At 69.7% G+C, this 10,033-nt stretch carries 14 protein-coding genes; 6 read left to right on the top strand and 8 right to left on the bottom strand.

What is annotated here, in order from left to right; all coding sequences use genetic code 11:
- Positions 1-98: 98 nt before the first annotated feature.
- The 5 genes from CQZ88_RS02875 to CQZ88_RS02895 all read right to left on the bottom strand — a co-directional run bounded on the left by CQZ88_RS02875 (position 99) and on the right by CQZ88_RS02895 (position 4,148).
- Complete coding sequence (locus CQZ88_RS02875; protein WP_050035632.1) at positions 99-1,001, bottom strand: diiron oxygenase; 903 nt, start codon at positions 999-1,001, stop codon at positions 99-101.
- An 82-nt stretch (positions 1,002-1,083) separates the two neighbouring features.
- Positions 1,084-1,377 carry a DUF2516 family protein gene (locus tag CQZ88_RS02880; RefSeq protein ID WP_006946506.1) on the bottom strand — a complete coding sequence of 98 codons (294 nt, stop codon included), beginning with the start codon at positions 1,375-1,377 and terminating at the stop codon, positions 1,084-1,086.
- Positions 1,378-1,453: 76 nt separating this feature from the next.
- On the bottom strand, positions 1,454-2,284 hold the full coding sequence (locus CQZ88_RS02885; RefSeq protein WP_006946505.1) for a hypothetical protein: 831 nt from the start codon (positions 2,282-2,284) through the stop codon (positions 1,454-1,456).
- A 1-nt stretch (position 2,285) separates the two neighbouring features.
- Positions 2,286-2,834: a helix-turn-helix domain-containing protein gene (locus CQZ88_RS02890; protein WP_102799228.1), complete on the bottom strand. Its 549-nt coding sequence runs from the start codon at positions 2,832-2,834 to the stop codon at positions 2,286-2,288.
- A 60-nt stretch (positions 2,835-2,894) separates the two neighbouring features.
- Positions 2,895-4,148 carry a DUF445 domain-containing protein gene (locus CQZ88_RS02895; RefSeq protein ID WP_373566444.1) on the bottom strand — a complete coding sequence of 418 codons (1,254 nt, stop codon included), beginning with the start codon at positions 4,146-4,148 and terminating at the stop codon, positions 2,895-2,897.
- Positions 4,149-4,305: 157 nt separating this feature from the next.
- On the opposite strand from CQZ88_RS02895, the gene CQZ88_RS02900 reads away from it, so the two are divergent.
- The 3 genes from CQZ88_RS02900 to CQZ88_RS02910 are packed head-to-tail and all read left to right on the top strand — an operon-like array spanning position 4,306 to position 6,327.
- Complete coding sequence (locus CQZ88_RS02900; protein ID WP_006946502.1) at positions 4,306-5,046, top strand: TetR/AcrR family transcriptional regulator; 741 nt, start codon at positions 4,306-4,308, stop codon at positions 5,044-5,046.
- A 41-nt stretch (positions 5,047-5,087) separates the two neighbouring features.
- Complete coding sequence (locus CQZ88_RS02905; RefSeq protein ID WP_029545207.1) at positions 5,088-5,435, top strand: DUF4873 domain-containing protein; 348 nt, start codon at positions 5,088-5,090, stop codon at positions 5,433-5,435.
- 31 nt (positions 5,436-5,466) lie between these two features.
- Positions 5,467-6,327 carry a PPK2 family polyphosphate kinase gene (locus tag CQZ88_RS02910; protein ID WP_006946498.1) on the top strand — a complete coding sequence of 287 codons (861 nt, stop codon included), beginning with the start codon at positions 5,467-5,469 and terminating at the stop codon, positions 6,325-6,327.
- A gap of 21 nt (positions 6,328-6,348) precedes the next feature.
- On the opposite strand, the gene CQZ88_RS02915 is transcribed toward CQZ88_RS02910, so the two are convergent.
- Positions 6,349-6,570, bottom strand: coding sequence for a hypothetical protein (locus CQZ88_RS02915; protein WP_006946496.1), 222 nt, complete (start codon positions 6,568-6,570; stop codon positions 6,349-6,351).
- Positions 6,571-6,703: 133 nt separating this feature from the next.
- Here CQZ88_RS02915 and CQZ88_RS02920 point away from each other — a divergent pair, with 133 nt between their 5' ends.
- Positions 6,704-7,195 carry a DUF6328 family protein gene (locus tag CQZ88_RS02920; RefSeq protein ID WP_029545210.1) on the top strand — a complete coding sequence of 164 codons (492 nt, stop codon included), beginning with the start codon at positions 6,704-6,706 and terminating at the stop codon, positions 7,193-7,195.
- Between the two features lie 6 nt (positions 7,196-7,201).
- Here CQZ88_RS02920 and CQZ88_RS02925 read toward each other — a convergent pair whose 3' ends face one another.
- Complete coding sequence (locus tag CQZ88_RS02925) at positions 7,202-8,098, bottom strand: SDR family oxidoreductase (protein WP_102799241.1); 897 nt, start codon at positions 8,096-8,098, stop codon at positions 7,202-7,204.
- Positions 8,099-8,183: 85 nt separating this feature from the next.
- Between CQZ88_RS02925 and CQZ88_RS02930 the strand changes: the two genes are divergently transcribed.
- A complete protein-coding gene (locus CQZ88_RS02930; RefSeq protein ID WP_065922287.1) occupies positions 8,184-9,197 on the top strand; it encodes an iron-containing redox enzyme family protein in 1,014 nt (337 codons plus the stop codon).
- Positions 9,198-9,257: 60 nt separating this feature from the next.
- Here CQZ88_RS02930 and CQZ88_RS02935 read toward each other — a convergent pair whose 3' ends face one another.
- Positions 9,258-9,674: a DUF5709 domain-containing protein gene (locus CQZ88_RS02935; RefSeq protein ID WP_029545216.1), complete on the bottom strand. Its 417-nt coding sequence runs from the start codon at positions 9,672-9,674 to the stop codon at positions 9,258-9,260.
- 166 nt (positions 9,675-9,840) lie between these two features.
- On the opposite strand from CQZ88_RS02935, the gene CQZ88_RS29710 reads away from it, so the two are divergent.
- On the top strand, positions 9,841-9,996 hold the full coding sequence (locus CQZ88_RS29710; RefSeq protein WP_180986935.1) for a DUF6131 family protein: 156 nt from the start codon (positions 9,841-9,843) through the stop codon (positions 9,994-9,996).
- The last annotated feature ends 37 nt before the right edge of the window (positions 9,997-10,033 follow it).

A 10,033-nucleotide genomic window follows, 5' to 3' on the forward strand; every position in this document is an offset into this window, starting at 1 on the left:
GGGTGGTCCTGCGGGACGGCTTCTTCACCTGTGTTGTTCTCCTGGTTGCTGGAACGACGGCCGTCGCGACGTGCGGCGGCCGGGGGACGGTCGCGCGGTCACAGGACGTGGGCGCGGCGGAGCAGCAGGGTGGACGGTCCCCCGATCAGGCCGACGTCGTCGAGGAACTCGATCGTCCGTCGTGCGCCCTCGCGGAGCCGGTCGTGGTAGTGGGTGTTGGCGCGGACCGCGGCGGTGGCCTCGGCGACGTCGAGTCCCGCGGCGGCGTAGACGTCGTCGTGGACCAGGCTCGTGACGACGAAGTACGCGGAGATGCCCAGCTGCAGCCGGACGCGTGCGCGGTCGGCGCGGGAGAGGTGGCGCGTGCGGCGGATGATCTCCTCACGGGCGTACCGGATGTGGCGGGACTCCTCGATCACATGGATGCGGCTGACGGTGCGGGTGACGGGCTGGACCCGCTCGTCGCGCATGAAGTCGCGCTGCATCATGTCGAGGATCTCCTCGGCGAACAGGGTGCCGCCGAAGGCGAGCGCTCCGCTCGCGGTGGCCTTGAACAGCCGGCCGCTCTCCCGGATCCAGCGCTTCGGCCGGTAGGACGGGATCCCGAAGTGCTGTGCCGCGCGCGCGAACATCGTCGAGTGCCGGCACTCGTCGGCGATCTCGGTGAGCCCGAACTGGACGTAGGGGGTGGCGGGGTCGCGGCGGTAGAGGTCGCGCACGAGCATCTGCATCAGGATCATCTCGAACCAGATGCCCGTGCCGGCGATGCTGGCGGCCTCGTGCTGGGTCAGTACGATCCGCTGCCGCTCGGTCATCGACTCCCACAGGGCGGTGCCGTAGAGGCTGCTCCACTCGGGGGTCATGCCGTACTTGTCGGCAGGGACGGGGGCGTCCCAGTCGATCTCGAGGGCCGGGTCGTAGGAGGAGCGCGCCGCGGACGCCAGCAGGCGTTCGGCGGTGTCCTGACGGTCGGCGGTGCGGAAGGTCCGGGTGAGCGCCATCGTCGATCACCTCGTCTCGGTTGTTACCCGTTACTCGAAGTGTCACCAACCTGTCGGCGCTTGTCAAGGCTCCCGGGGAGAGCTACCACCGGCGCCGTTGCACCTCGTCCACCCGCGGCCGCACGTCGACGAGGTACACGCACACGGCGATGACCGCGATGATCCCGAGCATCATGAAGGTGCCCCAGAAGACGAAGATCACCAGCAGCGAGGCGGCGAGGATGCCGAGCCACACCGGCTTGGTGAGCTTGTCGACCGCGGGGAACGCCTCGGCCGGCTGCCGCACGGCATGCAGCAGCGCGAAGCCCGCCCCGGCGAGCGCGACGATCTGCAGAGCGAAGATGATCAGGGCGGCGAGAGAATCGACGTTGGGCACGTCCCCATGGTACGAGCAACGGCCCCCACGCGGAGGTCGCGTGGGGGCCGTCGGCGGTTCTACCGACCGGTCGAGATCAGGCGCCGGTGGTCTTGCGCGGCGCGGCCTTCTTGGCGGGCGCCTTGGCCGGAGTCTTGGCCGGAGCCTTGGCCGCAGCCGGGGCGGGCGCCTTGGCCGGGGTCTTCGGCGCGGCGGCCTTCTCCGCGGCCTCCTCGACCTTGGTGGCGGCCTCGTCGAGCTCGAGCGCGGCGGTCTCGACCCGGTCGGCGGCCTCCTCGGCGGCCTCCTGGGCCTGGCCACCGAGATCGAGCACCCGCATACCGGCCTCCTCACCGGCACCGGAGATGGCCTCGCCGACATCGCCGGCGGTCTCCTCGATCCGGCCGGCGGCGCGACCGGCGAGCTTGGCGGCCTGCTCGCCCACGGCGCGGGTCTGCCGCGCCACGGTGCCGAGAGCATCCTCGGTGAGCTCGACGGCGTCACCGAACGCGGCCTCGGCGCGGCCGATGCTCTCCTCGACGACCGGCTGCTTGCGCAGCCGCTCGATGGTCTCCTCGCCGCGCTCGGCGAGCGCGGTGTAGATGTCGGAGGCCACCTTCAGGTATGCCTCGGCCACCTTGCGCAGCTCCTCGGCAGTGAACTTCTCGCGCAGCTCGGCGAGATCCTCGGGCAGCTCGGCCGGAAGGCCCGCGAGACGCTCGCGCAGGGACTCGACGTTCTCGGTCAGGTCCTCCTGGAAGTCGGCGAGACGGCCCCGGGCGCTGTCGACCCGGTCGGTGACGTCGGTCTGGGTGGTCTCGGCGCGACGGCGGGTCCGGGCCACCACGTCGGCCACGGCCTGGACCACGGCGTCGCCGGCGCCGACGGCGGCATACAGCGGGGTGGCGAAGGTCTTCGGATCGGTCATGTCAGTTCTCCTGTTGGTCGGGGTCGGTCGCGCCCTTCGGGGCGGCGGCCTCGGATGCGGACGTCTCGGATGCGGATACCTCGGGGGCAGATGTCCCCGGTGCGGATGCCGCCCCGGACGGGCGGGAACCGTTCTCGCGGCAGAACGATTCGTAGATGTCGAGCAGGACCTGCTTCTGCCGTTCGGTGAGGACGGCGTCGGCGAGCAGCGCGTCGCGCACCGCGCTCTGCGGACGTTGCTCCAGGATCCCGGCCCGGACGTAGAGGACCTCCGCGGACATCCGGAGACCCTTGGCAATCTGACCGAGCACCTCGGCCGAGGGCTTGCGCAGCCCTCGCTCGATCTGGCTCAGGTAGGGATTGCTGACGCCGGCGAGCTGGGACAGCTGACGCAGGGACACCTGCGCCGCCTCGCGTTGCGAGCGGATGAAACTGCCGATGTCCTGGGCGGCAGTGCTGACTACCCGGGTAGCGATCTCGGTGGCGCCGGACGCGTCGTCCTTGTCACCGTCCCCCCCGTCGGCTGGTTCACCCGATTCCTTCGTGGACACAACCTCAGCGTACGCGCAAGTGCTAGCTGTAGCAAGCACTCTGCTAGCAGGTGTGGCACGTCACGCGAACAGCAGGTTCGACAGGGTGTAGATGGCCAGGCCGGCGAGCGATCCGACCACCGTGCCGTTGATGCGGATGAACTGCAGATCGCGTCCCACCTGCAGCTCGATCTTGCGGCTCGCCTCCTCGGCGTCCCAGCGCTCGACCGTCTCCCGGATCACCGCGGTGATCTCGTCGGCGTAGTTGGCGGCGATGTACCGGGCCCCATCCAGCAGCCAGCGGTCGAACTTGCCGCGTAGCTCGTGGTCCTCCATCAGCCGCACGCCGAAGTGGATGACGTTCTCGGTGACCTTCGTCCGCAGCGTGCTGTGCGGATCGTCGACCGACTCGAGGATCATCCGCTTGGCCGCCCGCCACGTCGCGGAAGCCAGCTGCGTGACCTCCTCGCGGCCCATGATCTCCGCCTTGACCTTCTCCGCCTTGGCGATGGTGACCGGGTCGTGCTGCAGGTCCCGCGCATAGTCGGCGAGGAACCGGTTCGCGGCCACGCGCACCTCGTGGTCGGGGTTGGAGCGCACCTTCCAGGTGAACTCGACGAGCTCGCGATGGATCCGCTCCCCGAGCAGCAGGTCCACGAACTTCGGCGACCACGACGGCGAGTCGCGGCTGATGATGCGGTCGATCGTCTCCTGGCTGCCGAGGGCCCATTGATGGGCCCGCTCGGCCAGCATGTCGATCAGCGGCATCTGCCGGTTCTCGGCGAGGAGCTCGGACAGCACCCGGCCGATGGGCGGCCCCCACTCCGGCTCGGCGATGCGCTTGACGATGGTGTTGTCGATGATCTGCTGGATGTCCTCCTCGCGCAGGACCGTCACGAGGCCCCGCAGCACCGTCGACGTCTCCTGCGCGATCCGCTCGGCGTGGTCGGGCTCGGCCATCCAGGTGCCCAGCCGCAGCGGGATCCGGGCGTTCTCGACCTTCTCCGACACCACCTCGGGGGCGAGGAAGTTGGCGCCGACGAACGAACTCAGGCTCGCCCCGAGCTGATCCTTCTTCCGCTTGATGATGGCCGTGTGCGGAATGGGGATCCCGAGCGGATGCCGGAACAGCGCGGTGACGGCGAACCAGTCCGCGAGCGCGCCGACCATCCCGGCCTCGGCGGCCGCCCGCACGTACCCCACCCATTCGCCGGCACCGCGCGACTCCTGCCAGCGGCAGAACAGGTAGACCGCGGTCGCCGCGAGCAGAAAGCCGGTGGCGACCGCCTTCATCCGCCGCAGATCCCTGCGCTTGGCGTCATCGTCGATGCTCATCAGCTGCACCTCCACCATTGTGCCGAACCCGCCACCCGCAGGGGCGGGACGCAGGTTCGGCACACCGTCCCCCCTGGGAACGGGACATCCGCACGGGGTGCGGCACACCCCCTTATAAACTGGGCGGACGATCGACAGCGAACGGATGTGCCACCCAGTGCCGAACCACCGAGTTCCCCAGCCCCTGCCCCCGACCGACACGCCGGTCCCGACAGCCGCCGCGCCGACCAAGCAGGACGGGCGCAAGCGCCGCTGGCACGAGCACAAGATCGCCCGGCGCGAGGAACTGGTCGACGGCACGATCAAGGCGATCCGGTCCCGCGGGCGCGACGTCGGGATGGACGAGATCGCCGCCGAGATCGGCGTGTCCAAGACGGTTCTCTACCGGTACTTCACCGACAAGAACGACCTGACCACGGCGACGATGCTCCGGTACGTGGAGACGATCCTCGCTCCGCGCATCTACGCGGCGGTGGCGGAGGATCTCGACGAGTACGACCTGACCCGGGTCGCGATCGCCACGTACGTCGAGACCGTCGCCTCGGATCCCGAGGTGTACCTGTACGTGATGACCAACAGCGCCGCGGCCGGGCGCGATGTCGTGGCGAACTCGGAGCGGATGATCGCCGAACTCGTCGCGACGGTGATCGGCGAGCGGCTCCGGAATCTGGAGATGGACTCGGGCGGTTCCGTGCCGTGGGCGTACGCGATCGTGGGCGCGATCCAGCTCGCCACCCACTGGTGGATCTCCAACAAGTCGATGTCGGCGGAGGACCTGACCGACTACCTCACCATGATGACCTGGGGCGGGATCTCCGGGATCGCCGCCGTCGGCGGCTCGCCGGCGCGGTTCAAGAGCCGGCCGCACCCGCTGCTCCCGGAGGCCGGCACGCCGTGACCAGATTTATGTAACTGGCGTTTACATGTAAAGTCGCGGGCATGTCCGACCCACACGACGACGAACCCGACGGCTACCGCGGCCCCGCCGAGGTCACCGTCGGCGAGCAGCACGCCACCACGGAGGTGCAGCTGGCCGGAGCGTTCGACCCCATCAGCGGGCGCTACCGCTGGCGCGGCCGGATCCGCGGCCTCGCGGCAGCCCTGCCGCCGGGCACCGACCTCTCCCCCGGCACCGACCTCCACCTGACCGTGCCCGGGCCCGGCGGCCCCGCGCCGGCGACCGTCCGGATCAGCGAGACGGACCTGTGGGGCAGCCACATGGTCGACGGCGTCTCGGCCCCGCCCTATCCCACCCGCCCCGACGACACCGAGCTCGAACCCGGCTGATCCGGTCGCCGGATGTGGCACCCTCGGCATCATGACCGTCAAGAGCACCGACCCGTGGCAGACGCCGGCCGTCGAGGTGCTGCGCGCCCACGCCGGGACCAGGGTCGCCGAGATCGACACCAACGGCACCCCGGGCTTCTCCGGCGACAAGGCCACCGGCGAACTGCTCATCGAGGAACGCGGCGCGGTGCTCTCGCGGCTACAGGAGATGCTCTTCGCCAACGGGCGCTCGGGCGACCGCCGGTCGATCCTGCTGATCCTGCAGGGCATGGACACGGCCGGCAAGGGCGGCATGGTCCGCAACGTGATCGGCCACGTGGATCCGCAGGGCGTCGACCACACCTCGTTCGGCGTGCCCACCCCCGACGAGAGGCGCCACCACTACCTGTGGCGCATCAACAAGGCACTGCCGCGGGCCGGGCAGCTCGGCGTGTTCGACCGCTCACACTACGAGGACGTCCTCATCGTACGGGTCCACAACCTCGTACCGGAGAGCGTGTGGAGCGCCCGGTACGACGAGATCAACCAGTTCGAGCGTGAGCTCGTCGACAACGGGACCACGCTGATCAAGGTCGCGATGTTCGTCTCGCTCGAGGAGCAGAAGCGGCGCCTGGCAGAACGGCTCGAGCGGCGGGACAAGCACTGGAAGTACAACCCGGGCGACGTCTCCGAACGCAAGCTGTGGCCGGCCTACCAGGAGGCGTACCAGGCGATGCTCGACAGAACGTCGACGGATCACGCCCCCTGGTACGTCGTGCCCTGCGACCGCAAGTGGTACAGCCGCATCGCCGTCATGGAACTGCTCATCGACGCGTTCGAAGGCCTCGACCTGGACTGGCCGCTCGCCGGGTTCGACGTGGAACTCGAGAAGCGGCGCCTGGCCGAGGCGTGAGGCGGCGGCGGGACCGGACCGTCAGAACAGGTGCGGCGTCTCGCGATGCAGACGGTGGTCGTGATGGACGGTCGTGCCGATCATCGCGATCGCCGACGCGACCGCGACGACGCATACTATGCCGGCGACAAGCGCCCACCCGCCGTTGCCGGAACCCGCGGCGTAGAGGAAGGCCGCAAGACTCACGATCGAGAGCAACGCGAGCATGTACCCGGTCCATGCGACGAACAGATTGAGCTTCATGACCGCTCTCCTTCCTCAGAGCGCCGTTGTCCCTGGTGGAGCCGACAGTACCCCCACAGTGACACAGGTCACAAGTGGGCTGCCGTCGTCGCCGCGGAGGTTTGACGGGCGCCGTACGGGGCATGTCACAACCGTGCAGCCCGCAGCGGTGCCGAACGAGGAGTGGAACAGGCAGGTCCGGCACGAGACCCCCGTGCAGCGGCTGGACCGGAACTGGTCGAGCCTGCTGCAGGAGCTGCGCGTAGTGCAGACCGGCGTCCAGCTCCTCACAGGCTTCCTGCTCACCCTGCCGTTCCAGAGCCGGTTCGACGCACTCACCGACTTCCAGCGCGGCGTCTACCTCGTCACCGTGCTCGCGTCGATCGCGGCCACCATCCTCCTCGTCGCTCCCGTGGGCATGCACCGCCTGCTCTTCCGGCAGCGCCGGCTCCCCGAGCTGGTGAACACCGCGCACCGCTTCGCCATGGCGGGCCTGCTCCTGCTGGGCGTCGCGATGACCGGCGTCGTCGTGCTCGTCGTCGGACTGGTGGTCAATACCGCCGCCGGCATCGCCGCGGGCGTCGTCACGGTCGTGCTGTTCCTGACCCTGTGGGTCGCCTACCCCTGGCGCTACCGGCGGCGGTGACCGGGCTCAGCCGGGCAGCGTCTCGCCACCGATCGGTGCGAGCACCTCACCGCTGTAGTACGACGACATCGTCTCGGAGGCGAAGAAGACGTACGAGGGCGCGATCTCGTCGGGCTGCGCGGCCCGGCCGAACGGGGCCTGCTGCCCGAACGTCGCGACCTTCTCCGCATCCATGGTGGCGGGGATCAGCGGCGTCCATACCGGCCCCGGCGCCACGCAGTTGATGCGGATTCCTCGATCCTGGAAGGACTGCGCCAGCGAGTACGTCAGCGCGAGCACCGCGCCCTTCGTCGCCGAATAGTCGATCAGCGACTTGTTACCCCGCAGACCGTTGATGGAGGCGGTGTTGATCACCGCGGAGCCGCGGGGCAGGTGAGCGAGCGCCGCCTTCGTCACGTGGAAGTAGCTGTCGATGTTCACCGCGAACGTCCGCCGCCACTGGGCGTCGTCGAGCTCGGCGAGGTCGTCCACCGGCTCCTGGTACGCGACGTTGTTCACCAGCAGATCCAGGCCGCCGAGCGCCGCGGCCGCGTCGGCGACCACCGCGCGACAGTGCTCCGCGGCGGCGAGATCGCCCGGGAGCAGATGGCATGCACGGCCTGCACGCCGCACCAGTTCCGCGGTGTGCTCGGCGTCGTCGTGCTCCTCCAGGTAGGCGATCGCGACGTCGGCTCCCTCCTTCGCGAAGGCCACCGCCACCGCGCGCCCGATGCCGGAGTCGCCGCCGGTGATCAGGGCCTTGCGTCCGGCGAGCAGGTCACGGCCCCGGTAGTCCCGCATCTCGTCGCGGGGCCGCTCGGCCATGTCGGCCGTCGCACCGGGATAGTCGATCGTGTGGGGCGGGCGCTCGACGTCCTCGCCCCCGGGCGCCGTGTTCTCGTTGTCGCTGTTGTCACCGTTCATGCCCGGGCGGATACCCGCGCGAACCCGTCCCACACCCGCGCGCCGCAGGGCGTTTCGCACGAATCGGGTCCGGGTATCCGCGCACATGCCTGCGAATTCGCCGACCGTCGTGATGCAGTCCTCCGCCCTTCCGCGGGCCCGGGGCCCTGTCTCCCGAGAGGTGATCGAGCGGCTCGCGCGTCCGGCCGATACCGCGATCTGGCCGATCGAGGTGGCCGGGATCGACCCCTACGGCGAGGACGCCCAGCTGGCCCTGACGGTGCTGTACGAACTGTCCTACCGCGGGTTCGACGGAGTCGACGCGGGCTGGGAATGGGCGCCGGGCCCGCTGACCGTCCGGGCCGGCCTCGAGGGGCTGTTCCTGGACCGGCTGCACGCCGACGTGCCCTCGGGCAACGATCCCCAGCGGGTGCTCGACGACCTGTGCCGCGAACCCGAGGACGCGTGGGGCGTATCCCACCACATCTGCGAACGCGGCACCTGGGAGCAGGTGCGCGAGTTCTTCGTGCACCGGTCCGTCTACCACCTCAAGGAGGCCGACCCGCACTCGTTCGCCATCCCCCGGCTCACGGGCCGGGCGAAAGCGGCGCTCGTCGCGGTGGAGTTCGACGAGTACGGCGGCGGCCGGGCCGACCGCATGCACTCGACCCTCTACTTCGACCTGCTCGCCGCGGCCGGACTCGATCCGGGATACCTGGCGTATCTGGACCGGGTGCCGGCGGAGACGCTCGCGACGGTGAACTTCATGTCCCTGTGCGGGCTGCACCGCGCACACACCCCGAAGCTCGTGGGGTTGTTCGCCTCCGCGGAGATCACCTCCTCCCCGATGGCGCGCCGCATGGCACGCGGCCTCGAACGCCTCGGCGCGCCGAGCGCCTGCATCCACTTCTACACCGAGCACATCGAGGCGGACGCGGTGCACGAGCAGGTGCTGCGCTACGACGTGGTGGGCGATCTGGTGGAACGGGATCCGCGCTGCGCGGGCGACATCGCGTTCGGCGCGGAGGCGATGGAATACCTCGAGGGCCGGCTCGCCGCCTACGTGCTCGAGCGGTGGAACGACGACGAGTCGTCCCTGCTCGGCGCCGGAGCCGTCTGAGCGTCCCTCCGGCCGATCGCCGCCCGGCATCCGAGTTCTCGGGTGCCGGGCGGCCGCCGTTCAGTCCTGCCGGTCGGGCTCCTCCTCCTCGATCAGGTGGACGGCCGCTTCCTCGGCGGAGGCCGCGCCCCCGTCGATCCCTACGTCCGTGCCGAACAGCTCGGAATCCACGTCCTCCGCGGTGCCCTCGTCCGGCGCGACGAGGCGTCCCGCGCGCGCCCGGCCCGCCTCGGCGACGGAGCTGCGGAACTCGTTCTCCCCCTCGTCGTCCTCGCGTTCGGGCTCCTCCTCGCGGAGCCGTTCGTCCAAGGTCTCGTGGCGTTCGAGGCCGACGGGCCGTTCCATGGGCGAGAATCCCTCGTCGAGGACGTCGTCGACACCGCGGTCGATCAGGGAATCCTCCGGCTGCAACTGGTCCTCGTCGTCGACGCTGTACTCGCCGGGAACGCTGTCCCCGGGGTTCTCCGAAGTAGGCATGCACCCGACAATGCCACCGGCGCCGTCCGCGCGCCACGGATCGACGCGAAGTGCACATCCCTCTCACAACGAGAGGTTCGCGAGGTTTCGGCACATCCGATGCGGGTATCCCCTCTGCACGGCCCGGATCCGACCGGCAACGGGCACCGACAGCGAGGTGATACTCATGATCGTTCTGGGTTTGATTCTGCTCGTGGTGGGTTTCCTCACCAACATCTCGATCCTGTATGTCCTCGGGATCATTCTCCTGGTGGTTGGCGCAATCCTGGCGATCCTCGGAGCAACGGGCCGGGCTGTCGGCGGCCGGAAGTACTGGTATTGACACGTGACGCGTGACGACACGTAAACGCGTTGCGGGG

The organism is Rhodococcus sp. ENV425, from assembly GCF_002887785.1.
Classification (GTDB): domain Bacteria; phylum Actinomycetota; class Actinomycetes; order Mycobacteriales; family Mycobacteriaceae; genus Rhodococcus; species Rhodococcus aetherivorans.

What these genes read in the sequence shown, in the direction of transcription:
- CQZ88_RS02875 (WP_050035632.1), bottom strand. Translation starts at nt 1,001, where the DNA reads ATGGCGCTCACCCGGACCTTCCGCACCGCCGACCGTCAGGACACCGCC.
- CQZ88_RS02885 (WP_006946505.1), bottom strand. Translation starts at nt 2,284, where the DNA reads ATGACCGATCCGAAGACCTTCGCCACCCCGCTGTATGCCGCCGTCGGC.
- CQZ88_RS02895 (WP_373566444.1), bottom strand. Translation starts at nt 4,148, where the DNA reads ATGAGCATCGACGATGACGCCAAGCGCAGGGATCTGCGGCGGATGAAG.
- CQZ88_RS02905 (WP_029545207.1), top strand. Translation starts at nt 5,088, where the DNA reads ATGTCCGACCCACACGACGACGAACCCGACGGCTACCGCGGCCCCGCC.
- CQZ88_RS02910 (WP_006946498.1), top strand. Translation starts at nt 5,467, where the DNA reads ATGACCGTCAAGAGCACCGACCCGTGGCAGACGCCGGCCGTCGAGGTG.
- CQZ88_RS02915 (WP_006946496.1), bottom strand. Translation starts at nt 6,570, where the DNA reads ATGAAGCTCAATCTGTTCGTCGCATGGACCGGGTACATGCTCGCGTTG.
- CQZ88_RS02925 (WP_102799241.1), bottom strand. Translation starts at nt 8,098, where the DNA reads ATGAACGGTGACAACAGCGACAACGAGAACACGGCGCCCGGGGGCGAG.
- CQZ88_RS02930 (WP_065922287.1), top strand. Translation starts at nt 8,184, where the DNA reads ATGCCTGCGAATTCGCCGACCGTCGTGATGCAGTCCTCCGCCCTTCCG.
- CQZ88_RS02935 (WP_029545216.1), bottom strand. Translation starts at nt 9,674, where the DNA reads ATGCCTACTTCGGAGAACCCCGGGGACAGCGTTCCCGGCGAGTACAGC.
- CQZ88_RS29710 (WP_180986935.1), top strand. Translation starts at nt 9,841, where the DNA reads ATGATCGTTCTGGGTTTGATTCTGCTCGTGGTGGGTTTCCTCACCAAC.